At 69.8% G+C, this 22,052-nt stretch carries 24 protein-coding genes; 6 read left to right on the forward strand and 18 right to left on the reverse strand.

Annotated features, from left to right (window positions below; translation table 11 throughout):
* Nucleotides 1–164: 164 nt before the first annotated feature.
* The 5 genes from VGO20_RS01565 to VGO20_RS01585 form a co-directional block, all read right to left on the reverse strand.
* Nucleotides 165–1,472, reverse strand: a complete 1,308-nt coding sequence (locus VGO20_RS01565) for an aspartate aminotransferase family protein (protein WP_327500524.1) — start codon at nt 1,470–1,472, stop codon at nt 165–167.
* Nucleotides 1,473–1,485: 13 nt separating this feature from the next.
* Entirely contained in the window at nt 1,486–2,538 is a 1,053-nt protein-coding gene (locus VGO20_RS01570; protein WP_327500525.1) for a C-terminal binding protein, read from the reverse strand.
* A 53-nt stretch (nt 2,539–2,591) separates the two neighbouring features.
* Complete coding sequence (locus tag VGO20_RS01575; RefSeq protein ID WP_327500526.1) at nt 2,592–3,875, reverse strand: TRAP transporter large permease; 1,284 nt, start codon at nt 3,873–3,875, stop codon at nt 2,592–2,594.
* Nucleotides 3,872–4,351, reverse strand: a complete 480-nt coding sequence (locus VGO20_RS01580; protein ID WP_327500527.1) for a TRAP transporter small permease — start codon at nt 4,349–4,351, stop codon at nt 3,872–3,874. The genes VGO20_RS01575 and VGO20_RS01580 overlap by 4 nt, the downstream gene beginning before the upstream one ends.
* An 88-nt stretch (nt 4,352–4,439) precedes the next feature.
* Nucleotides 4,440–5,471: a TRAP transporter substrate-binding protein gene (locus tag VGO20_RS01585; protein ID WP_327500528.1), complete on the reverse strand. Its 1,032-nt coding sequence runs from the start codon at nt 5,469–5,471 to the stop codon at nt 4,440–4,442.
* Nucleotides 5,472–5,758: 287 nt separating this feature from the next.
* Here VGO20_RS01585 and VGO20_RS01590 point away from each other — a divergent pair, with 287 nt between their 5' ends.
* The 4 genes from VGO20_RS01590 to VGO20_RS01605 all read left to right on the forward strand — a co-directional run bounded on the left by VGO20_RS01590 (nt 5,759) and on the right by VGO20_RS01605 (nt 10,155).
* Nucleotides 5,759–6,958, forward strand: coding sequence for an enolase C-terminal domain-like protein (locus VGO20_RS01590; RefSeq protein ID WP_327500529.1), 1,200 nt, complete (start codon nt 5,759–5,761; stop codon nt 6,956–6,958).
* A 2-nt stretch (nt 6,959–6,960) separates the two neighbouring features.
* Nucleotides 6,961–7,761 (forward strand): GntR family transcriptional regulator, encoded by an 801-nt coding sequence (locus VGO20_RS01595; RefSeq protein WP_327500530.1) that lies wholly within the window; start codon nt 6,961–6,963, stop codon nt 7,759–7,761.
* Between the two features lie 152 nt (nt 7,762–7,913).
* On the forward strand, nt 7,914–8,909 hold the full coding sequence (gene araD1, locus VGO20_RS01600) for an AraD1 family protein (protein ID WP_327500531.1): 996 nt from the start codon (nt 7,914–7,916) through the stop codon (nt 8,907–8,909).
* A gap of 40 nt (nt 8,910–8,949) precedes the next feature.
* Nucleotides 8,950–10,155 carry an enolase C-terminal domain-like protein gene (locus VGO20_RS01605; protein ID WP_327500532.1) on the forward strand — a complete coding sequence of 402 codons (1,206 nt, stop codon included), beginning with the start codon at nt 8,950–8,952 and terminating at the stop codon, nt 10,153–10,155.
* Here the strand turns inward: VGO20_RS01605 and VGO20_RS01610 are convergent.
* The 12 genes from VGO20_RS01610 to VGO20_RS01665 form a co-directional block, all read right to left on the reverse strand.
* Entirely contained in the window at nt 10,112–10,927 is an 816-nt protein-coding gene (locus VGO20_RS01610; RefSeq protein ID WP_327500533.1) for a glutathione S-transferase family protein, read from the reverse strand. The two genes, VGO20_RS01605 and VGO20_RS01610, sit on opposite strands and share 44 nt — an antisense overlap.
* A gap of 16 nt (nt 10,928–10,943) precedes the next feature.
* Complete coding sequence (locus VGO20_RS01615; RefSeq protein ID WP_327500534.1) at nt 10,944–11,720, reverse strand: sulfite exporter TauE/SafE family protein; 777 nt, start codon at nt 11,718–11,720, stop codon at nt 10,944–10,946.
* Nucleotides 11,713–12,324, reverse strand: coding sequence for a malonic semialdehyde reductase (locus VGO20_RS01620; RefSeq protein WP_327500535.1), 612 nt, complete (start codon nt 12,322–12,324; stop codon nt 11,713–11,715). Before VGO20_RS01620 ends, VGO20_RS01615 begins: the two co-directional genes overlap by 8 nt.
* A gap of 11 nt (nt 12,325–12,335) precedes the next feature.
* Nucleotides 12,336–12,998, reverse strand: coding sequence for a GntR family transcriptional regulator (locus tag VGO20_RS01625; RefSeq protein ID WP_327500536.1), 663 nt, complete (start codon nt 12,996–12,998; stop codon nt 12,336–12,338).
* 41 nt (nt 12,999–13,039) lie between these two features.
* The gene (locus VGO20_RS01630) at nt 13,040–13,831 is read right to left on the reverse strand and encodes an alpha/beta hydrolase (RefSeq protein WP_327500537.1); all 792 of its coding nucleotides are present in this window, start codon (nt 13,829–13,831) and stop codon (nt 13,040–13,042) included.
* 28 nt (nt 13,832–13,859) lie between these two features.
* Nucleotides 13,860–14,750 carry a 4-hydroxy-tetrahydrodipicolinate synthase gene (dapA, locus tag VGO20_RS01635; RefSeq protein ID WP_327500538.1) on the reverse strand — a complete coding sequence of 297 codons (891 nt, stop codon included), beginning with the start codon at nt 14,748–14,750 and terminating at the stop codon, nt 13,860–13,862.
* A gap of 28 nt (nt 14,751–14,778) precedes the next feature.
* The gene (locus tag VGO20_RS01640) at nt 14,779–15,609 is read right to left on the reverse strand and encodes an ABC transporter ATP-binding protein (protein ID WP_327500539.1); all 831 of its coding nucleotides are present in this window, start codon (nt 15,607–15,609) and stop codon (nt 14,779–14,781) included.
* Nucleotides 15,610–15,685: 76 nt separating this feature from the next.
* Nucleotides 15,686–16,087, reverse strand: a complete 402-nt coding sequence (locus tag VGO20_RS01645; protein ID WP_327500540.1) for a VOC family protein — start codon at nt 16,085–16,087, stop codon at nt 15,686–15,688.
* 74 nt (nt 16,088–16,161) lie between these two features.
* Nucleotides 16,162–16,908: an ABC transporter permease gene (locus VGO20_RS01650; protein ID WP_327500541.1), complete on the reverse strand. Its 747-nt coding sequence runs from the start codon at nt 16,906–16,908 to the stop codon at nt 16,162–16,164.
* A gap of 15 nt (nt 16,909–16,923) precedes the next feature.
* Nucleotides 16,924–17,487 (reverse strand): VOC family protein, encoded by a 564-nt coding sequence (locus VGO20_RS01655; protein ID WP_327500542.1) that lies wholly within the window; start codon nt 17,485–17,487, stop codon nt 16,924–16,926.
* A gap of 46 nt (nt 17,488–17,533) precedes the next feature.
* Nucleotides 17,534–18,535, reverse strand: coding sequence for an ABC transporter substrate-binding protein (locus VGO20_RS01660; RefSeq protein WP_327500543.1), 1,002 nt, complete (start codon nt 18,533–18,535; stop codon nt 17,534–17,536).
* Nucleotides 18,536–18,570: 35 nt separating this feature from the next.
* Nucleotides 18,571–19,518 carry a fumarylacetoacetate hydrolase family protein gene (locus VGO20_RS01665; protein ID WP_327500544.1) on the reverse strand — a complete coding sequence of 316 codons (948 nt, stop codon included), beginning with the start codon at nt 19,516–19,518 and terminating at the stop codon, nt 18,571–18,573.
* A gap of 223 nt (nt 19,519–19,741) precedes the next feature.
* On the opposite strand from VGO20_RS01665, the gene VGO20_RS01670 reads away from it, so the two are divergent.
* On the forward strand, nt 19,742–21,262 hold the full coding sequence (locus tag VGO20_RS01670) for a YifB family Mg chelatase-like AAA ATPase (protein WP_327500545.1): 1,521 nt from the start codon (nt 19,742–19,744) through the stop codon (nt 21,260–21,262).
* Nucleotides 21,263–21,313: 51 nt separating this feature from the next.
* Here VGO20_RS01670 and VGO20_RS01675 read toward each other — a convergent pair whose 3' ends face one another.
* The gene (locus VGO20_RS01675; RefSeq protein ID WP_327500546.1) at nt 21,314–21,586 is read right to left on the reverse strand and encodes a hypothetical protein; all 273 of its coding nucleotides are present in this window, start codon (nt 21,584–21,586) and stop codon (nt 21,314–21,316) included.
* Nucleotides 21,587–21,739: 153 nt separating this feature from the next.
* Between VGO20_RS01675 and VGO20_RS01680 the strand changes: the two genes are divergently transcribed.
* The coding region (locus VGO20_RS01680) for a helix-turn-helix domain-containing protein (protein WP_327500547.1) at nt 21,740–22,052 on the forward strand (313 nt) is incomplete at its 3' end.

Genomic DNA, 22,052 nt, shown 5'->3' on the forward strand with positions numbered 1-22,052 from the left:
ACGTCCGCCGGGCCTGCCGCCGAGAACGGCGGCTCCAGGCGGGCTCCCGTCGCGGGATCGACGGCACGGAAGGTCTCCCCCGTGCTCCGGTCCTCGTTTCCCATGAGGATCTCGCCCGTGATGTCCATGCCTCTTCCTTCCGTGTCGTTCCGGCTCCGGCGGGATTACGCTTCGCGGGCCACGGCCGCGACCGCGTCCCTCATCGCCTCGATGGTCGTGTCGATGACCTGGTCGTCATGCTCGGTCGACAGGAACCAGGCCCCGCGCTCCAGCGCGCGGACCCCCCGTTCCAGGAGGGCCGTCGTCAGGCGGACATACCGGGCGCGGTCGATCGCGAGAGTGTCGCGGTAGTTGACCGGCGGCTTCTCCAGGCCCAGTCCGACGTGGAAGATCTGGGGAAACCCCGTGACCGTGGCGGTCATCCCGGCGTCCCGGAACGCCGCCTCGAATCCCGCCATCAGGCGGCGGCCCCGCGCTTCCATGGCCTCGTGGACCTGGGGCGCGGAGAGCCGCTTCAAGGTGGCGACCGTGGCCGCCATGGCGACGGGCTGGGCGTTGTAGGTGCCGCCATGCACGACCCCGCCGGTGGCGAGCCTGTCCATGACGTCGCCGCGCCCGGCCACGGCCGCGACCGGGAAGCCGTTGGCGATCGCCTTGGCGAACACGGCGAGGTCCGGGACGACCCCGAGCCGTTCCTGCGCGCCGCCCGGAGCGACGCGGAAGCCGGTGATGACCTCGTCGAAGACCAGTATCGTCCCGGTCCTGGTGCATGCCTCCCGGACGGCCTCGAGATATCCCGGCAGCGGCAGGATCGCGCCGCTGTTGAACATCGCGGCCTCCATGATCACCGCGGCGACGTCGCCGCGCGCGATGCGGTCCACCACCTGCCCGGGCCGGTTCCAGGAAAGCACCTCGACGTCGCGGCCCGCTCCCGGGTCCTGCCCGGCGCTTCCCGGACAGGATGCGGGATGGTCCTCGGGGCCCATCGCCGCGGGGGGCGGGGCTACGCTCCACAGGACGCTGTCGAGCCAGCCGTGGTAATGCCCCTCGAACTTGAGGACGCGGCCCCGCCCGGTCGCCGCCCGCGCAAGGCGCAGCGCCAGCTGCACGGCCTCCGAGCCCGAGGATGCGAAGCGTACCCGCTCCGCGCACGGCACCAGCTCGCAGACCAGGCGCGCGGCCTCGAACTCCAGCTCGCTCTGCCCGCCGTAGAGCAGCCCCTGGTCCAACTGCCGCCTGGCCGCGTCGATGACGTCCGCGGGCGTGTGGCCCAGGATCATCGGGCCCAGGCCCATGTAGTAGTCGATCAGCCGGTTGCCGTCGAGGTCGTGGAGATGGACCCCCTCGGCCTTCCGGAACACCAGCGGCGTCGGCGACACGCCGAAACGGAAATGGCTGCTGACGCCGCCGGGCATCCGCCCGGCGGCGGCGTGGATGCGCGCCTTCGAGCGCTCGAACGAACAGGGTTTCATCGTCGTCCCTTAATTATCGGCCAGATCCGCCGGCCCGGGATGCCGCCTTTTCCGGATCGATCGCTTCGCTGTTGACGCAGTCCCGCGACCAGCCATTGCACAGGTAGAAGGCAGCGGTCTCGGCCGATTTGCGCCTCAGGTCGCGCAGGCTGGAAGGGCTGTAGAAGGCGGCATGCGGCGTCACGACGAGCTTGTGGCGAATTGACGAGCCCGGAGCGCGCCAGGCCCGCATCAGGGGATGGTCGGGGGACAGCGGTTCGGCCTCCAGCACGTCCAGCGCCGCACCCGCTATCCGGCCGTCGAGCAGCGCCTGCGCGAGCGCCACCAGGTCGACGCTGCCGCCGCGCCCGGTGTTCACCAGGATGGCTTCGGGCTTCATCCTTTCCAGGATGGGCGCGGAGACCAGATGGCGGGTCTCGGCGGTGAGGGGCACGTGGATCGACACGACGTCCGCGGTCCCGGCCAGTTCCTCCAGCGTCGCGCACCGCTCGATGCCGAGCGAGAGTTCCGTGCCGGTGGGCCGGTAGGGATCGAAGAAGACGACGCGCATGCCGAGCGCCCTGGCGCGCAGCGCCGCCGCGGTGCCGATGCGCCCGAGCCCGACCACCCCGAAGGTCTGGGTCGAGAGGCGGCGGATCGTCGGCGACGCGCCGAAGCGCCAGCCGGCGACCGGATCCTCGAACACCAGGCTGTTGTACATGGTCACGCCGCGAAGGAAGGAGAGCATCAGCGCGATCGCGTGGTCGGCCACGTCGGTCGTGCCGTAGTCCGGCGTGTTGCACACGGCGATGCCGAGGTCCCCGGCGCCGCGGGCGTCGATGTTGTCGAAGCCGACGCCCGCCCGCACCACGACGCGGCAACGCGGCATCCGCTTCAGCAGGTCCGCCGTCACCTCGATCTCGTGGTAGCAGACCAGGGCGGCCGCGCGCCGCCACATCTCCTCGGGAATCCCCGAAAGCTCGCGCGAGCGCGAGGCGCAGATCTCGAACCGGCCCGCGTAGACGGCGGCCTCCAGATCCGGAGGCCCTTCGAATTGCACGTCGGGGTGGAGAATGAGTTCAGGCATCGGGACCTCGAAGCGGAAGGGCGTCGGCGGGGAGGCTGGGGCCGCGGGCCGGCCTACGGCCCGAAGCCCAGGTAGCGGGGCAGCCACAGGCTGATGAACGGCACGTAGGTTATGACCATGAGCGCCGCCACCTTGACGGCGTAGAAGGGAAGCAGCGCCCTGGTGACGCTGCCGACGCGCAGCCCCGCGATGCCGGAGATCACCAGCAGGTTGGTGCCGATCGGAGGGGTGTTCACGCCGACCATGAGGTTGACGATCACGATAATGGCGAAGTGCACGGGATCTATCCCGAACGCGACGGCGGCGGGCTGGAGGATGGGGACGAATATCAAGATGGCCGGGACCGTATCCAGCACGCAGCCCACGAGGAGCAGGAACACGTTCACGATCAGCAGGAACACGTAACGGTTGTCCGTCGCCGCATCCAGCAGCGCGCGGGTGGCCTGGGGCACGTCCTCGATCGCCAGGTACCAGGCGAAGATGGAGGACGTGCCGATCATCAGCATGATCGAGGCCGTGGTCAGCGCGCTGTCGTGCAGGATGCCGACGAGCTCGGACAGTTTCAGCGACCGGTGCAGCACCATGGTCAGGGCCAGCGCATAGGCCACGAGCACCGCGGCCGCCTCGGTCGCGGTGAAGACGCCGCCCCGGATGCCGCCGACCAGCAGGACCGGCGCCATGAGGACGGGCAGCGCGTGGATGGTGGCCCTGGCCAGTCCCTGCGCGCTCTCGCGCTTCTCGCTCAAGGGGTGATGGCGGCAGGCGTAGCGGACATAGGCCATGAACGCGGCCGACATCAGGAGGGCCGGCACGACGCCGGCGAGGAAGAGGGCCCCGATCGAGATCCTCGTCGGGATGGCGTAGATGACCATGATCAGGCTGGGAGGCAGAATGGGGGCCACGATGCCCGCCGACGTGGTCAGGGCCGCGGCGAAGGTCGGCGCGTAGCCCCGCGCCGACATCATCGGGACCATCACCGATCCGAGCGCCGCGGTATCTGCCGTGGCCGAGCCCGACACGCCCGCCATCATCAGGTTCGACAGCACGTTGACCTGCGCCAGGCCGCCGCGTACCCGCCCCACCAGCAGGTCCGCGAAGACGACCAGCCGGTTGATGACGCCGCCCGCGACCAGGATGTTGCCTGCCAGGAGGAACAGCGGCAGGGCGAGCAGGGCGTAGCTGTTCATCCCGGCGAAGATCCGCTGGGCCGCGACCGCCGGGCTCCCGAAGCCGCTGAACAGGAGGCCCGCGGTGGCCGTGATCCCCATGCAGAACGCGAGCGGGAGCCCGAGCGCGCTGAAGATCACGAACAGGGAGATGAGGAGCAGGGCCGTCATTGGTCTTTGCCCGTCGAGACGGAGCCGCCGCGCCAGGCGGCGGCGGCGAAGTAGACGAGCATCAGCGCGCAGGAAACCGGTATGACGATGTAGATGACGCCCATCGGTACCCGCATCGCCGTCGAGGGCCGCGACCAGGCGGACTGCACGAGATCGAGGCCCCCGATCCCGACGAAGCCGACGAAGCCCGCCGCACAGAGCAGGGACAGCGTGCGCAACGCCCTGGGGAGCGCGCCGGGGGCGCGGGCGGGCCACAGGTCGAGGCCGATATGGCGCCCGTGCTCCAGGGCGCTCCAGCTTCCGAGGAAGGTGAGGCCGATGAGCAGGAACTGGGAAAGCTCCTCCGGCCAGGGCAGGGCGCTGCGGAAGCCGTATCGCAGCGCGACCTGAAGGCACAGGACGGTTGCTATGACGGCAAGGGAGGCAACCAGCAGGCCGTCGACGATCCGTCGGACCAGGCGCGCAGCTGACTTCATGACGACCTCTTGGAGTTCCGGCGTTCGACCTCGAAATTCCCCTCCCCCGCGGGCGCGGGAGAGGAGATATTCAACTCGGCTGCCGTCGTCACTTGACCCTGGCCGCCCTCTCCTCCCGGATGCGGTCCAGCTCGTCATAGGTGGCGGTCACGAACTCCTGCCCGAGCTCCTGGACGAGGAAGTCCTTCACCGGCCCCGTCGCCGCGTTCCGGAAGGTCGCCAGCTCTTCCGGCGTCGGGAAGTACACCTCCATTCCCTTCTCCTGCAGTTCGGAGACGGCGCTGACGCGGCTCTGGTAATTGCGCTCGCCGTATTCGGTGGCCGCCGCCATCTCGGCGCCGACCAGGACGACCTCGCGAAGCTCGGGAGGAAGGCTCTGGAAGAAGTCCTCGCTCATGACCATGAAGTTGAGGCCGATCTTGTGGTTGTCGACCGTCAGGTATTTCTGGACCTCGGAGAACGAGTAGTCGTTGATGAGCCCGATCGGGTTCTCCTGGCCATCCACGACGCCCTGCTCCATGGCGCCGTACAGCTCCTCCCACGGAATCGGCGTCGGGTTGGCGCCCATGGCCTTGATCATCTCGATGGAGAGCGGGCTGGGCGGGACGCGGATGCGCAGCCCCTCGAGATCCTCGACGGTCTTGATCGGCCGGACGTTGTTCGTGAGGGAGCGGAAGCCGTAGGACGCCGCCGACAGGACGCGGAGATTGGACTCCTCGATCATGCCCTGGCGCATCTTGTCGAAATAGTCCGAGGCGATGAAGGCCTTGGCCTCCTCGTCGTCCGCGAACAGGTACGGCGCGCCCAGGATCATCATCGGCTTGTGGAAGGGGTCGAGCGTGCTCTCGTCGGCCTGGGCGACCTCGATGACGCCGAGCGAGGTCTGCTCCAGCGTCTCGTTCAGCCCGCCGAGCTGGCTCGACGGCAGCACGGTCACCTCGATCCGCCCCCCGCTCGCTTTCTCGACATAGGACTCGAAGACCGACCAGCCGCGATGGACGGCGCTGTCGGCCGCCTCGACGTGGCTCGCGCGTATGTCGAATTCCGCCGCCAGGGCGGCCGCGGGCGCCAGGGTCAGCGCCGTGCCTGCCGCCAAGAGCCGGAAAATTCCATTCTTCATCGTGTGCCTCCCGTCGAGATGTCTGGTCCATCTGCTTCGGGGGGTGCCGCGGACCCGCGCAGCCATGCCCCCGTGCCGCCAGTGACGTTATGACAAAGCGTGATCACATTTTTGTCAACCCGGCATACGGTACATACGATCATATTTCTTTGGAAACGGCTGAAATGCTGGGCACCATCGATTGGAGCATCACAAAGTGTGATCACACTTGTTGACCGACGTCCGGCCCTCCGCTATCAATTGGACGTCCAGCCCGATCCCGATGCGGCGCGAAGAAGGGTTCAGCAGTGCAGATCAGCAAGGTCGAAGCGATCCGGATCTCGGAGCCCCAGTGGGAGGAGCTTGCGTGGTGGTGCACGGCCCCGACCGACGTGCTGGGGGATCGCCGCCGGACGCTGCGGGAACGCCAGTCCGGGCTGTTCAACCGCCGGCCGGACGGGCCGAAGGACGAGGTCTTCGCGGTCATCGTGCGCGTGTCGACGACGGACGGGCTGCACGGCCTGGGCTGCATCGCGCTGGGCTCGGACGCCGCCGCCGCCATCGTCGAGCGGCATCTGGCCCCGCTCGTGCTGGGGGCCAGCCCGTTCGACACCGAGCTCCTGTGGGAGACCATGTTCCGCAGCACGGTGAACATCGGCCGCCGGGGCGTGGTCCTTGCGGCCATCAGCGGCATCGACATCGCGATCTGGGATATTCTCGGCAAGGCGCTGGGGCAACCCGTGTACAATCTGCTGGGCGGCCGCACGCGGTCCTCGATCCGGGCCTATCTCAGCTCCGGATACGCGATGGAGGATCTCGACCAGCTCGCCGAGATCGCGCGCAGGCACATGGCGACCGGCTTCACCGCGATGAAGATGCGGTTCGGCTACGGCCCGCTGGACGGCCGCGCCGGAATGCGGAAGAACGTCGATCTGGTGAGGACGTTCCGGGAGGCTGTCGGCGACGACGTCGATCTGATGGGGGACGCCTACATGGGGTGGAACCGGCAGTATGCGATCGAGATGATCCGCATGCTGGAGGACTACAATCTCGCCTGGGTCGAGGAGCCCCTGATGCCGGACGACATCGACGGCTACGCCGCGGTGAAGGCGGCGTCGCGCACGGCCATCGCCGCGGGCGAGCACGAGGCGACGCGGTGGGGCTTCCGCGCCCTGATCCAGTCGAAGGCGGTCGACTACGTCCAGTTCGACGCCAACCGGGTCGGCGGCTTGACGGAGGCGCGCAAGATCATCGCCCTGGCCGCCGCGCACGACCTTCCCTGCGTGCCGCATGGCGGCAACTTCCACAACGCGCATCTGATCATGGCCAACACCCACATGCCGCTGATCGAGATGTTCCCCACCGACTACCGGGACGGCGACACCTTCATCGCGGAACTCTTCACCGGAGATCCGGCGGCCCGCGACGGACAGGTGACGCTGTCCAGCCGGCCGGGCATGGGGGTCGAGCTGAACGCCGACGTCGTCGAAAGATACAAGGTCCGGTGAAGATGGACGCGAAACCCACTCTTGCGCGGCGGCGGGCAGACCTCCACGTCCGGCTGGACGGCGCCTCGAAGCCCGGCGGCGGGGACGACGGCGCGGATCCCGCGCGTGCCGGGGGCGACGCCAGGGTCGGCGTCTACGACGGGCTGAAGGAGGCCCTCGCCAGCGGCCTGATAATGCCCGGGCAGTCGATCACGATACGGGCCGTCGCCAAGGCCTTCGGCACCAGCACGATGCCCGCGCGCGAGGCGCTGAACCGCCTGCGCGCCGAGGGCGTCCTCAGCGCCAGCGACGGCAAGTCCATGACGGTGCCGGTGCTTTCCGAGGCCGATCTCGACGAGATCCGCTGGATCCGCCGCGCCATCGAGGGCCAGGCCGCCGCGCTGGCCGCGGGGCGGATCACGCCGTCCGAGATAAAGCATCTGGCCGCCGCCTTCCGGACCATGGAGCGGCTGGAGGACTCCGGCTCCTCCATCAAGGAGCGCCAGGAGTTCCTGAGGCTGAACCGGAGCTTCCATTTCGGCATCTACAGGGCGTCGCGCGCCGAGACCGCGATGAGGATCATCGAGGGGCTGTGGACCCGCATCGGCCCCTATTTCAACCTGCTGTCCCTCCACAAGTCCCGGAACTACGGCCAGGACAACCACCACCGGATGCTGGAAACCGTCCGGGCCGGCGACGCCGACGGCTGCCGCCGGGCGGTGGAGGACGACATCGACGGGGGCTGCGCGCTGCTGCAGGAACTGATCCGGGACCTGAGAAACTTCCCGGGGCTGAGCGGGACGGCCACGTTCGGGGACGGCTGACGGTCGATCGGCCTCCGGCGCGCGCGCGCGCCGCGGGCTCCTGCCCGCACTCATCCGGCGCAAGCCGAACTTTCGAAACATAGCGGCCGGACGTCCGGGATCGGACGTCCCGGGAGCGGCACGCCTGCCGCACGCCGACCAGGGAGGAAAACATGCGCTTGGTACAATTGACGGTTGGAGAAGGCGAGCGCCGCGTCGGAATGGTGGAGCCCGAGGGCGGCCGCATCCGGCTGGTGGACGGGGCGCGCAGCGTCTACGAGCTGGCGGAGCGCGCCATAGCGAAGGGGCAGGGCCTGGCCGACCTGGTGCATGCGCAGCTCGGCCCGGACGTGATCGACTATGACGATTTCCTGGACCGCGGCAGGGTGCTGGCGCCCGTGGACCACCCGGAACCTGCCCGGTTCTGGATCACGGGGACCGGCCTGACCCATCTCGGCAGCGCCCAGGCGCGCGACCAGATGCACCAGATCGCCCGAAGCGGCGACGGCGAGCTGAGCGATTCCATGAAGATCTTCCGCATGGGCATCGAGGGAGGCAAGCCGCCGGAAGGAGAGACCGGCGTCCAGCCGGAGTGGTTCTTCAAGGGCGTCGGGACGTGCGTGGTCCCGCCCGAGGCCCCGCTCGCGATGCCGGAGTTCGCGCTGGCGGGGGCGGAAGAGGCGGAGATCGTGGGCGTCTATCTCAACGGCCCCGACGGCAATCCCTGGCGCGTCGGCTTCGCGCTCGGCAACGAGTTCTCGGACCATGTCACCGAGGCGATCAACTACATGTACGTCGCGCATTCGAAGCTGCGGGTCTGCTCCATCGGCCCGGAGCTGCTCGTCGGCGAGCTGCCCGCGCATGTGGAGGGTGCGGTGCGCGTCGTCAGGGACGGCCGGCCGCTATGGGAGGGGCGGTTCCTGAGCGGGGAGGACAACATGAGCCATTCCATCCGCAACCTCGAGCACCACCACTTCAAGTATTCGATGTTCCGCCGCCCGGGCGACCTCCACGCGTTCTTCTTCGGCGCCGCGGTCATGAGCTGCGCCCACGGCGTCGAGACGCAGGTCGGCGACCGCTTCGAGATCGACGTCCCGGCCTTCGGCCGGCCGCTGAGGAACACGCTGGCCCGGGCGGCCGGGGAGCCGTTCCTCGTACGCGCACTTTGATGGCGGACCGGGTCGAAACAGCGGACGAGGGGAGTGGATCATGCGCATAGGACAGGTCGAGGCGCTGCGTATCGGCGAGCCCGAATGGAACACGCCGGATTGGTGGTGCACCACTCCCCTCGACGGGTTGTTCGAGACGGGCCGGCGGCTGCGCGACAGCCCCATGGGCCTCTTCAGCAAGCCGGTCGGGCACGATGCCGATCCCGTGTTCGCGGTGATCGTCCGCATCACGACGGAGTGCGGCCTGACCGGCGTGGGCGCCATCGGGCTGGGGTCCCAGGCGGTCGCCAGCGTCGTCGAGCAGCGGCTCGCCCCGCTGATCGTCGGGATGAGCCCGTTCGACGTGGAGCTGATCTGGGAGCTGATGTACCGCAGCACGATCAACATCGGCCGCAAGGGCATGCTCCTCGAGGCGATCAGCGGGATAGACATCGCGCTCTGGGACATCATGGGCAAGGCGACCGGCCGGCCCGTGTACGACCTGCTCGGCGGACGGACGCGCGAGCGCATCCGCGGCTACGCGAGCGCCGCCTACGCGATGGACGACCTAGACCAGGTCGTCGAGATGGCCAGGGGCTACAGGGACGCCGGCTACACGGCGGTGAAGATGCGGTTCGGCTGGGGCCCGTCGGACGGCCGCGCGGGCATGCGCCGGAACGTCGACATGGTCCGGCGGATCCGCGAGGCGGTCGGGGACGACGTGGAGCTGATGGCGGACGCCTACATGGGCTGGACGACCCAGTACGCCATCGAGATGCTCCCGCTGCTCGAGCCGTACCAGCTCGCCTGGGTCGAGGAACCGCTGACGCCCGACGACTACGACGGCTACGCCCGCCTCCGCCGGTCGAGCCGGACGGCCATCGCCGCGGGCGAGCACGAGTTCACCCGCCACGGGTTCAAGGAGCTCATCACGCGGGGCTGCGTCGACATCGTCCAGCTGGACGTCAACCGCTGCGGCGGCCTGACGGAGGCGCGCAAGATCGTGGCCCTGGCCCAGGCCTTCAACCTGCCGGTCGTCCCGCACGCGCCGGACATCCACAACGTGCATCTGATCATGTCGCAGCACAACATCCCCCTCGTGGAGGTGTTTCCCGACCACGGGCGCGACGGCGACACGTTCATCCGCGAGCTGTTCACGGGCAACCCCGCCGTCGAGGACGGCCACATGCATCTCTCCACCGCGCCGGGGCTCGGCGTCGAGATCAACCACGACCTCGTGGAGCCGCTGCTGGTCCGGACCCGATAGGGCCGGACGAGCGCGCGGCCTCGAGCAGGCCGGCGGCCCTGGCCGGGTCCAGGGACGGCAGCTGATGCGCCGCGTCGGGATGCGCCGCGGCGTACGCATCCCGCCGCTTGAGCCGGGCGACCCAGCCGGCGACGCCTGGACGGTCGAGAAGCACCGGGTCGAGGGCCAGCCGTTCGAGGCGCGGGATCAGCGGCGCCATCGCGACGTCGGCCAGGCTGATCGCGGCACCGGCGAGCCACGCCCCCTCCCGCAGCGCATCCTCCATCCGATCCGCGAGGCGATGCAGCCGGCGGAGCGCCGCCAGCACCGCACCCTCGTCGACCCGCCCGTCGAGGGCATCGCGATAGGCGGCGGCGCGCTCGGGCAGCGGATGGCCGTCGAGGCGGCGGCGCACCTGCGCTTCCGGGTCGATGCGCCCGCTGATCATCAGGTTGAAGGTCAGCGCCCGCACCGCTGGATGGACGACGTCGTCCTGGCGCTTCACCCATTGCCGCATCCGCGCGCGCGCCGCGGGGTCCTTCGGGACCAGGGCTGGCTCCGGGACCACCTCGTCCAGGTATTCGTTGATGACGCTCGATTCCCAGACGACGGTTTCTCCATGGACCAGGGTCGGGACGACGCCGTCCGGATTGACCGCCAGGTATTCCGGCCGCAGGTGCTCGAACTGCCGGAGTTCGAGCTGGCGCCCCTCCCACGCGATCCCCTTCTCGGCCAGGCAGAGGCGGACCTTCCAGGATTGAAGCGAGTCCCAGTCGTGATGGAGAACGAACATCGCGCCAATCCCGATCTCAGTAGCCCAGGAAGAAAGCCGCGGCGCCGCCGAGGCCGGTCAGGATGATGAAGCCGCGCAGGACGCGCGGGGAGACGTGGCGCGAGCCGCGCGCCCCGGCATACCCGCCCAGGGTCGCGGCCACCGCCATCAGCGGCGCGTGCTCCCAGGCGACCGCGCCGCCCCAGGCGTAGAGCAGCACCGCGATCGCCGTCAGCACCGCCGACACCAGGTTCTTCAGGCCGTTCATGGCCGAGAGGTCGCTCTCGCCGAGGGCGCCGAAGCAGGCCAGCAGCAGGATGCCCAGCCCGCCGTTGAAATATCCCCCGTAGACGGAGGTGGCCAGGACCGCCAGGCCGGCGAGCACCGGCCCCACGCCTTCGCCCGGCCGCGCCGAGAGGCGGGCCACCAGCCGCGGCCCCCAGGCGAACAGCGCGGTCGCGGCCAGCATCAGCCATGGGATGACGAACCGGAACGTCTCGTTCGACGTGACCAGGAGCAGGCCCGCGCCCGCCGCCCCTCCCAGCAGGCACAGCGTCAGCAACGCGGCCAGCGGCAGCCCTGCCGGCGGCCGGATCGCATCGCGCAGTCCCCACGCGCCCGACACGTATCCCGGCAGCAACGCCACCGTGCCGGTCGCGTTGGCGGTGACCGGCGGGACCCCGGCGAGGACCAGGGCCGGAAGCGTCAGGAAGCTGCCGCCGCCGGCCACCGCGTTCACCAGCCCGGCCAGGAACGCGGCGGCGCCGAGCAGCAGGGCGGCCCCATCAGACGGCGGGACGAGAAGGTCAGGCAAAGCGGCATGCCTCGTCGAAGTCGAGCCGCGGGTGGCGGGCGAACAGCCTGCCCGGGTCGCCGCGGCCGAGATTGCACAGGAAGTTGACGCGGACGTTCCCGTCCGGGAAGAACGCGCGCTCCACCAGGACGCGGTCGAAGCCGGACATGGGACCGCAATCCAGGCCGAGTGCCCGGGCCGCGATCATGACATAGGCCGCCTGGAGCGTCCCGTTGCGGAACGCCGTCTCGAACGCGAATTCCGCCTTGTCGGGACCGGCGAACCAGCCGCGCGCCGCCGGGTTGTGGGGGAACAGGCGCGGCAGCGCATCGTAGAACGCGAGGTCGAAACCGAGGATCGCCGTCACCGGCGCCGACATCGTCTTGTCGACGTTGCCGGCGGACAGCGCCGGCCTCAACCGCTCCCGGCCCTCGGCGGTCGTGACGAAGACGATGCGCAGCGGCGAGCAGTTCGCGCTCGTCGGCCCCCATCGGGCGACGTCGTACAGCTCGCGCAGCAGCGATTCCGGGACCGGCTCGTCGCGCCAGCCGTTGTGGCTCCTCGCGTCGCGGAACAGGAGGTCGATCGCCGCGTCCGCGACGGCATGTCGGGCAAAGGTGCTCATGGCCGCCGCGGTCAGCGCTTCTTGTCGAAGAATTCGATCACGTTCAGGCTCGAATTCGTGAGATGCGCGCGCATCGCGCGCTGGGCCGTGTCGGCCTCGCCAGCCGAGATGGCGGCGACCAGCACGTCGTGCTCCTCGTTGGACGAGGTCATGCGCTGGGCCTTGCGATAGAAGATCTGGACGCGGAACGGGCTGAGGCGGATGCGGAAGATGCGCGCCAGCTCCGCGAGCGACAGGTTGCGCGCACCGTCGAAGATCTCGTCGTGGAGCTGCTCGTTCAGCTCCGCGTAGGCGACGGGATCGCCGGCCGTGACGGCGTCGCGCGACTTCCGGTTCGTCATCTGGAGCTGCAGCCGCTCGGACTGGGTCATGCGCTCCGCCGCGAAGCGGGCGCACAGCGCCTCGATCTCGGCGGACGCCTCGAACATGTCGCGCAGCCGCGCCAGGTCGACCTGAACCACGGTGGCCCCGCGCCGGGGCGCGATCTCGACCAGACCGGTGATCGCCAATTCCCGCAGCGCCTCGCGCACCGGCGTCCGGGAGACGCCGAACCGCTCCGCGATCACCTTCTCGTCGAGCTTGTAGCCGGACGGCAGCCGGCCGCTGACGATCTCGTCGGCCAACCCGCGCGCCACCTTCTGCGAGAGCGTGCCGTTCTCATCCACGTCGTCCATGGCCCGCATCGGCCTTCTCCCGTCCTTGGTCCAGATGATCGTCATCCGATATAGCGAAGAACATCGCGGAACGTCTCGCTTTCGACGTTTGCGAACGCGTCCAGCACCGAATAGTGGTTGAGGCCCGTCCATTCCCGGAATACCGGAGGTCGGCCCAGCTCCGCGAAGCGGGCGGCGACCGCGGCAGCCTGGCCGCGCAGGGCCGGGCGTTCGTCCGCCCCGACGCCGATCAGGCAGGGGACCTCCGGGGCGGTCCGGCGGCCGATGGGGCTGAGGCGGAGCGCCTCGCCGGCGTCCAGGCCCAGCGCGTCGTTGAGGGGCGTCGGGACGAGCGGCACCAGGTCGTAGATCCCGCTGAGGCAGACGACGCGGTCGACGCAGGCCGCGTCGGCGGCCGAGAGGGCGAGATGGGCGCCGGCCGACCAGCCGGCGACCACCAGCCTCCAGCGGCCGGCGAACCTGTCGCGGCACAGCTCCGCGACGCGGGCGAGGCCGAGCCGGACTTCGCCCGGTATCCTCGCCAGCCGGACGTCGGGCACGAGCGGATAGCCGAGCAGCACGACGTCGATCCCGGCTTCCCGCCAGACGGGCGCGAGGAAGGCGAACTCCTCCTTCGCGTTCCATTGCCAGTAGCCGCCATGGACGAACACCATCACCGGGCCGCGGCGGCGCTCGGCCGGGAACAGATCGAACCGGCAGCGGGGATGGCGCCCGTAGGGAACGTCCAGCACCGCGGCGGCGTCTGCCCGCACCGATGCGCCGGCGTCGCGCCAGCGCCCGAAATGCTCCTCCCAGTCCGGGACCGCCGCCCGGTTGTCGTAGTCGTGGCTCACCCGCTTCTCCCGGTCACGCCAGCCCTGGTCATGCGAGTCCGGCGGCGATCGTCTCGACGATGCGCGCCAGCCGCCCGCGGCCGTCCCCGCCCAGTCCGGCGATCGGGGGCCGGGTCGGCCCGGCATCGCGGCCGACCAGCCCCATCGCCTCCTTGATGACGACCGGGAACGAGCCCAGCGCCCAGGCGGCGCGCAGGGGCGCCAGGAGGTCGTTCATCCGGCGCGCCTTCTCCCAGCGCCCGGCGCGCGCATGGTCGTACAGCGCGACCATCGCCTCGGGAAACACGTTGGCGGCCGGCGAGATGGCGCCCGCGCCGCCATGCATCAGCACCGACAGTGCGATCGTGTCCCGGCCGGCGAAGCCGAGCTTCCCGGTCTGGCGCACGTATTCCGCGAACTGGGTGACGTCGCCGCTGGAATCCTTGATCCCCACGACGTTCCCGAGTTCCGCGCAGCGGCGGAACAGGGCCGGAGAGACGTTGACCTGCGTGCGTGGCGGGTTGTTGTAGAGCATCACCGGCAGCCGGGTCGACGCGGCGACGGCGTTGAAATGCTCGTACAGCTCGTCGTCGGAGGGCTGGACGAAATAGGGCGTGATCACCATCGCGAGGTCGGCGCCGATCGTCTCGGCCGCCCGCGTGAGCGCGATGGCGCCCCGCGTCGAGACCGCCCCCGTCCCCGCATAGACCGGCACCCGGCCGGCGACGGTCTCCACGGCGACCTGGATCAGCCGGACGTGCTCCTCGAACGACAGGAAGAAGAATTCGCCCTGGCTGCCGGCGACCGAGATCCCGTGCACGCCGGCGGCGAGGTACTCCTCGATCAGCGCCTTCAGGCGGCCTTCGTCCAGGCGGAACTCGCGGTCGAACGGCGTGACCATCGCGGGCACGATGCCGTGGAAGCGGTTGAGCTGCATCATCGGTGCTTTCCTCGGTGTATCGGAGGCCTCAGATCACGCCCATGAGACGTCCGAGATGGGTGATGTATTCGGCATAGGCGGGCAGCATGCGGGTTTCGCGGGGATCGCGCGGGCGCGGCAGCTCGATCCGGAGGTCCTCGACGATGCGCCCGGGCCGGGCCGACATCACGAGCACCCGGTCGGCGAGAAGGACGGCCTCGTCGATCGAGTGGGTGACGAGCAGGACGGTCTGCCGGTTGGCCTCGCACAGGCGCAGCAGCTCGACGTTCAGCCGGTCCCGGGTCAGCGCGTCGAGGGCGCCGAACGGCTCGTCCAGCAGCAGGAGCTTCGGCTGGACGATCAGCGTCTGGCCGAGCGCCACGCGCTGGCGCATGCCGCCCGACAGCTCGTGCGGGTGGCAGGCGGCGAAGTCGGCCAGCCCGAGCACCTGGAGCATCGCCCGAACGCGCTCCTCGATGACCGGCCTGGCGATGCCGCGGATCTCGGCCGCCAGGCGCAGGTTCGCCGAGACGGTCAGCCAGGGCAGCAGGTTGTAGGTCTGGAAGACGACCCCGACATGCGGCGACGGCTTGGCGACCCTCTCGCCGAACACCGCGATCCCGCCGCCGGGATCGCAGGGGCCGAGGCCGGCGACGAGGCGGAGCAGCGTGCTCTTGCCGCATCCGCTCGGGCCGAGCACGGCCACGAACTCGCCCTCCTCCATGGTCAGGGACACGGCCTCGAGCGCCCGGACGCGGCCGAAGGTCCTGGACGCGTCCCGGACATCGAGCGCGGGAACGGCCGCGGACGAAACGTCGCGCGCACGAGGCGGCATGCCCGGGCCGGCCGTCCCGTCTTCCCGCCTGATTGGATGCACCATGCCTCGCATTCCTCGTCCTCCCCGCCCGGGACCGTGCCCGTTCCTTCTTCGACCATCCCGCCCCGAAGGGCGGGCGCTACCTGCGCGCGCCGACCCAGCCATTGTGGGAAATGTCGAAGATGACGCCGTCGGGATCGCGGAACTTCATCTCGTAGTAGAGCGAGTCCTTGTCCATCGGCAGGTCCATGAAGAACGAGCCGCCGTTGCCCTTGATCTGCTCTGATTGCTGGTCGAGATCGTCGCACCAGAAGCCGATGTGGTGCACGCCGACATAGTCCTTGCCCTTCTCCAGCCCGGCGGACTCGTCGTTCTTGTAGTTGAGCAGCGCGAGGCAGACCGTGCCGTCGGTCAGATAGACGCCGCTGGCCAGGGGCGAGTCGGTCTTTCCGGCGACCGTCATGCCGAAGGTCTTGCAGTAGAACTCGGCCGACGCCTCGGGATCGGGTACGGCGACGGCGATGTGGCGCAGCTTGGCCATGGTTCTTCTCCTTGGATCGATGAGGTGACTGATGAGGTGGCCGGCAGGTCGGGCGCGTGCCGCGTGGCGGGCGGTCACAACGCCCGCCACCAGACCTTGGTGCCGAACAGGTGGATGACCGCGTAGAGGAGGCCGGAGATCGCGGTGATCGCCAGGATGGCCGCGAACAGCAGGTCCGTCCTGGCCGCGGCATTTGCCATCAGGATCAGGTTGCCCAGCCCGGAATCCGAGCCGACGAACTCTCCGACGATGGCGCCGATGACCGCCAGCGGCATCGCCATCTTGCACCCGTCGACGAAGGACGGCAGCGCGCTGGGGACGCGCAGGCGCCAGAACGTCACCGCGCGCGAGGCGCCGATCGCGCGGAAATGCTCGATCAGGTGCGCGGGCGTTCCCGCCAGGCCGCCCAGCGACGCGATGACGACGGGGAAGAAGGCGAACAGGAAGGCCATCAGCACCTTCGACGTCGTGCCGTAGCCGAACCAGACGACGAACAGGGGAGCCAGCGCGATCTTCGGGATGCCCTGCAGGGCGACGATGATCGGCATCACCACGCGCCTGACCGGATCGAAGAAGAAGACCGCGAGCGAGATGGCGACCCCGCCGACGACCGCGGCCGCGAAGCCCAGCGCCACCTGGGTGGTGGTGATCAGGGAGTGGTAGGCGAGCTCCGCCCGGTGCTGCCAGAACGACCGGAGCACGTCGGTGATGGCCGGCAGCAGGTAGGGCTTGATCTCGAAGACGCGCACGCAGATCTCCCAGGCGAGGGCCAGGAAGACGAAGCCGAGGACGGCGTCGAGACGACGAAGGATGGTGCGCATCGCGGCAGCTCCCGCCTAGTTCCGGTCCGGGCTGCCGTCCGAACCGCCCGCGTCCTCCCGCGGGCCCCAGTCCGGAGGGGCGACGACGAAGCGCTGGAAGCGCCACTGGTCGAAGGCTTCCAGGGTGTTGGCCCAGACCCGGGGCGTGTAGGGCGCCTCCTCGGTCACCTGGGTCATGTCGCAGTAGAACTCGACGTTGTTGCCGTCCGGGTCCCGGAACACCAGGAACACGTTCTCGCCGGGGCCGTGCTTGCCGATGCCGCGGACGATCTCGATGCCCTTCTCCTGGAGGAAGCGGGCCGCCGCCTCCACCTCTTCCAGGTCGGCCAGCTCGTAGGCGAAATGCTCCAGCCCCGGGCGCCTCGTGTCGGGGGATTGGTCGCGCAGGGGCGAGTCCGGCGGCAACTGGGCCAGGGCCAGGTCGTGGTGGTCCTGCCCGCAGCGCAGGAAGACCATCTGCCCGTCGATCCGGTCGGAGATCTCGAGCCCGACGACGTCGGTGTAGAATGCCGCGGACTTCTCGAGATCGCGGACCATCATGACGATGTGCCCGAGCTTGCGTGGGCGCGGTTTTGCCATCGTGGCCTCCTCCTGGCGGCGGGCCCGCAGGCCCGCCGCGCCTTGCCTACTGCACGAAGCGGTCGGTGAAGATGTCGTCGGCGCCGACCTTGCCCCCGAGGTCGAAGGCCTTGTCGATGAAGGCGGCCGTGCTGCGCATCCGCTCGGGGCCGAAGCGGCCGAGGGGCTCGCCGGCGGCGGCAGGGTCCTGGATCAGCTCGGCGATCTCGCGGACCTGCTGGGCGGTGATGTCGCGGTCGAGGACCGGGTACTGCTTCAGCAGGATGTCCGTCGCCGTCTCCGGGTCCTCGATGACGAAGTCGTAGCCGCGGTAGGTGGCGGCAACGAACCTCTTCACGAGGTCGGGATCCTTCTCGATCAGCGCGTCGGAGGTCACGATGCCCGAGCCGTACATGTCGAGGCCGTGGTCCGCGTACTCGATCCAACCGATGTCGACCCCGTCGACCTTCGCCTGCTTCTGGAGGACGGCCCGGTTCGACGCCTTCCAGCATTCGGCGAGGTCGATGCGTCCCTGGATCAGCGAGACGTCGACCACGGCCGGGTCCATGCCGAGCAGCGCGACGTGGTCGCGCGGCTGGCCGTTCGCCTCCAGCCAGGCCGGCAGGAGGTTGTGCACCGGCGAGCCGCTGCCGCCGCCCAGCGTCAGGCCGGCCAGGTCGGCGAGGCCCTCGGGATCGCGGCGCTGCTCGACGTAGCAGAGCCCCGCCGGCCACCGCGTGTTGATGGCGCCCACCAGCCGCGTCCCGCCGCCGCCGACGCGGTTGAGCGCCACGGAGATGGGATCGCCGTAGCCGAACTCGAACTGCCCCTGGTCGATCTCGTTGACCGTGCGGTTGCCGCCGTAGCCGCGCACCGCCGTCACGTCCAGGCCGGCCTCCCGGTAGTAGCCCCGGTCGATGGCGACGAGAACGCCGGCCAGGCTCCCCTGCGGCAACCAGGCGAGGTTGAACGTGACCTTCTGCGGCGCCCCGGCCTCCTGGGCCCGGGCGGCCGGCATGGCGGCAGCCGCGAGCGCGAGGCCGACGCACAGGGTCCTTGCGATTCTCATGGTTCTTTTCCTCCCTTGGATCGTCGGCGCGGCCGCTATTCGGCCGCGACCGGATTGCGCAGCATGCCGATCCCGTCGATGCGCGCTTCCATCACGTCGCCCGGCTTCAGGTAGATGCCGCGCCCCATGCCGACGCCGGTCGGCGTGCCGGTCGCGATGACGTCGCCCGGCAGCAGGGTCAGGATCGAGGACAGGTATTCGATCTGCTCCCGGACGTCGAAGATCATCGCCCGCGTCGTGTCGTCCTGCATGACCTCGCCGTTGACGCTGAGCGTCAGGCGGAGCTGCTGCGGGTCGGCGATCAGCGACGACGGGACGATCCAGGGGCCGAGCGGGGCGAAGGTGTCGAAGCACTTGCCCTGGAACCAGTCGAACTTGAAGGGGAAGTCGCTGCGCATGTTGAGGTCGCGCGCCGAGACGTCGTTGACGACGGTGTAGCCGGCGACGCAGTCCAGGGCGTTGGCAGCCGACACGTTGCGCGCGCGCTGGCCGATCACGACGCCGAGCTCGACCTCCCAGTCGACCTGCTCGGAGCGCGCGGGCAGGCGCACCACCTCGTTCTGGCCGATCACCGCCGTTCCCGGCTTCATGAACATGTAGGGCCGGCTGTCCACCTTCGCGGCCAGCACCGTCCCCATCTCCGCGGCATGTTCGACGAAGTTCGACGCCGCGCAGAAGACCCGCTGCGGGCGGATCGGCGGGGCGATGTCCCCCGCGGCGACCGTGAGGGCGGTCAGGCCGCCGGTCCGGACGGCCTGCGCGGCGCGCGCGGCCAGGGCCTGCACGCCGGCGCGCACGGCCGGCCAGTCGCCGATCAGCTCGTCGACGGACCATGCCGCCCAGGGCCACGCCGCCCGGGGGTCGGCCTCCCCGGCGGCGAGCGCGCGCGCGGATGCATCGAGATCGTACAGGCGGTCGCCGATCACGAGCGCGGCGCGGGTCCGCCGGTCGGCGCGGTAGCTGGCAAGCGCAAACCAAACCATCGGATGCATGTCTCCCTCTGTCCGCGGTACCCGCCGGTTACGGGTCAAATCTGTATACGCGGTGGATGTTGTGTATACATTAGAATCCATATGTATGCAGGTCAATGGCCTTTTCGGCCGGATCGGGTGGATCGGGCGTTTTCCCGCAGGGGGTTGCGGACATTTGCGAAAGCCGGCCACATACCATACAGTCGCGTGCAACGACGTTTCCCGGAGGCGGGTTTTGGTTGCGCGCGTCAACACGGTTGCTTTCCAGGGCATCGAGGTGCTGGACATCGAGGTCCAGGTGCTGATGGCGGGTGGGCTGGTCGGCTTCAACGTCGTCGGCCTGCCGGACAAGGCGGTGGGCGAGAGCCGCGAGCGGGTGCGCGCGGCGCTGCACGCGATGGGGCTGGCGCTGCCGCCCAAGCGCATCACGGTCAACCTCGCGCCCGCCGACGTGCTGAAGGAGGGCAGCCATTTCGACCTGCCGATCGCGCTCGGCCTGCTGGCGGCGATGGGGGTGCTGCCGGCCGAGGAGCTGCCGGGATACGTCGCGCTGGGCGAGCTGGCGCTCGACGGCTCGCTGTTGCCGGTGGCGGGGGTGCTGCCGGCGGCGATCGGGGCCGGCGCGCACGAGCGCGGCCTGATCTGCCCGGCCGCGTCCGGCGGCGAGGCGGCCTGGGCGGGCGGGCTGGAGGTGCTGGCGGCCCCCTCGCTGCTGGCGATCGTCAACCACTTCAAGGGCACGCAGGTGCTGGCGCGCCCGGAGCCGCGGATCGCCGAGGCCGGCGGGCCGCAGCCGGACCTGCGCGACGTCAAGGGGCAGGAGACGGCCAAGCGCGCGCTGGAGCTGGCCGCGGCCGGCGGCCACAACCTGCTGATGGTCGGGCCGCCGGGCAGCGGCAAGTCGATGCTGGCGCAGCGCCTGGCCGGGCTGCTGCCGCCGCTGGAACCGGCCGAGGCGCTGGAGGTCTCGATGATCCACAGCGTCGCCGGCCGGCTGGAGGGCGGGCGGCTGCTGCGCCGGCGGCCGTTCCGCGACCCGCATCACGGCGCCTCGCTGCCGGCGCTGGTCGGCGGCGGGCCGCGGGCGCGGCCGGGCGAGATCAGCCTCGCGCATCAGGGCGTGCTGTTCCTGGACGAGCTGCCGGAGTTCGCGCGCCAGACGCTGGAGGCGCTGCGCCAGCCGGTCGAGACCGGCCGGGTCACAGTCGCGCGCGCCGCGGCGCATGTCACCTATCCGGCGCGCTTCCAGCTCGTCGCAGCGATGAACCCGTGCCGCTGCGGGTACCTGGACGATCCCGGCCGCGCCTGTGCGCGCGCACCGAAATGCGCGGCCGACTACCAGTCGCGGATCAGCGGGCCGCTGTTCGACCGCATCGACCTGCACGTGGACGCGCCGGCGGTCTCGATCACCGACCTGTCGCTGGCCCCGCCCGCCGAAGGCAGCGCCGAGGTCGCGGCCCGGGTCGCCGCCGCCCGCACGGTCCAGGCCGAGCGCTACCGCGATGGTGCCGCCGACCGGCGCGCGCGCACCAACGCCGAGGCCGACGGCGAGCTGCTGGAACGGGTCGCGAGCCCGGACGCGCCGGGCCGCGCGCTGCTGGCCGAGGCGGCCGAGCGCCTGAAGCTGTCGGCCCGCGGCTTCCACCGCATCCTGCGCGTCGCGCGCACGCTCGCCGACCTGGAGGGCCTGGACGGCGTGCGCCGCCTGCACGTCGCCGAGGCCATCTCCTACCGCAGGGTCGAACCGGGGCGGTGAGGCACTGTCGTCCATGCCTGGACGGATCAGGTAGGGCTTCGATGGACGCGATCAGTGCCCTTGGGCATCGTTCCGGAAAGTGATGCCGCCGGCGCGCAGGAGCGCGAGCATGAGATCCACCCGGTCTTCCAGATGGTGCTTACGGGAAACCCCGATCGCGGCGCAGATGAAGGCCAGAAGCACGGCTTCCATCGATGCCCCTTCCCGTTCGGCACGGGCAGTGAGGTCGTCGATGAGATAGCCGGCATATCCCTCGACGAACCGATGCTCGATCTCCCGGCCGGACGGAACGCCGGCCGGGAGATCACGATCGCGTATCCTCATTGGGCGGTTCCATTCCCACTCGATCGAAAGTCGCGCTCCAGACACTCCGCGGCGCGCGATCTAAAACAATGTTTATAAGACACTCAGGTGCCGAACGTGGGAAAAAGGCCCCATACGGTTCATTCGCCTTTTCTCCGAGCAGCAGAGTTCTGGATGCGCTTCTCTCCCGAGATCGTGCGGGCGCTTCGCAAGGATAGCGGTCTGACACAGGAGGCCCTGGCAGAGCGGCTGGGGATGACCAGCCAAGCCGTATCCAACATCGAGACCGGGAGAAACGACCCGTCCGCCAATACGCTCGCTGCCCTGGCGCGGCTCCTGGACATATCGATAGCTGCTTTCTTCAGTGATCCACGACCGCTTTCGGAAGCACAATTGCTGCGCCAGGCCGAGGTCATCCTCTCCGAACTTTCCGAACGCGATCTTCGCCTCGCGGTCAAGCTCCTGTCGGTCATTGCCGAGCAGCAGA

Source organism: Arenibaculum sp., from assembly GCF_035998295.1.
Taxonomy (GTDB): domain Bacteria; phylum Pseudomonadota; class Alphaproteobacteria; order Azospirillales; family Azospirillaceae; genus DASYHS01.

Coding starts and splice junctions, on each gene's coding strand:
- VGO20_RS01565 (WP_327500524.1), bottom strand. CDS start 1,472: ATGAAACCCTGTTCGTTCGAGCGCTCGAAGGCGCGCATCCACGCCGCC.
- VGO20_RS01570 (WP_327500525.1), bottom strand. CDS start 2,538: ATGCCTGAACTCATTCTCCACCCCGACGTGCAATTCGAAGGGCCTCCG.
- VGO20_RS01575 (WP_327500526.1), bottom strand. CDS start 3,875: ATGACGGCCCTGCTCCTCATCTCCCTGTTCGTGATCTTCAGCGCGCTC.
- VGO20_RS01580 (WP_327500527.1), bottom strand. CDS start 4,351: ATGAAGTCAGCTGCGCGCCTGGTCCGACGGATCGTCGACGGCCTGCTG.
- VGO20_RS01585 (WP_327500528.1), bottom strand. CDS start 5,471: ATGAAGAATGGAATTTTCCGGCTCTTGGCGGCAGGCACGGCGCTGACC.
- VGO20_RS01595 (WP_327500530.1), top strand. CDS start 6,961: ATGGACGCGAAACCCACTCTTGCGCGGCGGCGGGCAGACCTCCACGTC.
- araD1 (WP_327500531.1), top strand. CDS start 7,914: ATGCGCTTGGTACAATTGACGGTTGGAGAAGGCGAGCGCCGCGTCGGA.
- VGO20_RS01605 (WP_327500532.1), top strand. CDS start 8,950: ATGCGCATAGGACAGGTCGAGGCGCTGCGTATCGGCGAGCCCGAATGG.
- VGO20_RS01610 (WP_327500533.1), bottom strand. CDS start 10,927: ATGTTCGTTCTCCATCACGACTGGGACTCGCTTCAATCCTGGAAGGTC.
- VGO20_RS01620 (WP_327500535.1), bottom strand. CDS start 12,324: ATGAGCACCTTTGCCCGACATGCCGTCGCGGACGCGGCGATCGACCTC.
- VGO20_RS01625 (WP_327500536.1), bottom strand. CDS start 12,998: ATGGACGACGTGGATGAGAACGGCACGCTCTCGCAGAAGGTGGCGCGC.
- dapA (WP_327500538.1), bottom strand. CDS start 14,750: ATGATGCAGCTCAACCGCTTCCACGGCATCGTGCCCGCGATGGTCACG.
- VGO20_RS01640 (WP_327500539.1), bottom strand. CDS start 15,609: ATGGTGCATCCAATCAGGCGGGAAGACGGGACGGCCGGCCCGGGCATG.
- VGO20_RS01645 (WP_327500540.1), bottom strand. CDS start 16,087: ATGGCCAAGCTGCGCCACATCGCCGTCGCCGTACCCGATCCCGAGGCG.
- VGO20_RS01650 (WP_327500541.1), bottom strand. CDS start 16,908: ATGCGCACCATCCTTCGTCGTCTCGACGCCGTCCTCGGCTTCGTCTTC.
- VGO20_RS01655 (WP_327500542.1), bottom strand. CDS start 17,487: ATGGCAAAACCGCGCCCACGCAAGCTCGGGCACATCGTCATGATGGTC.
- VGO20_RS01660 (WP_327500543.1), bottom strand. CDS start 18,535: ATGAGAATCGCAAGGACCCTGTGCGTCGGCCTCGCGCTCGCGGCTGCC.
- VGO20_RS01665 (WP_327500544.1), bottom strand. CDS start 19,518: ATGGTTTGGTTTGCGCTTGCCAGCTACCGCGCCGACCGGCGGACCCGC.
- VGO20_RS01675 (WP_327500546.1), bottom strand. CDS start 21,586: ATGAGGATACGCGATCGTGATCTCCCGGCCGGCGTTCCGTCCGGCCGG.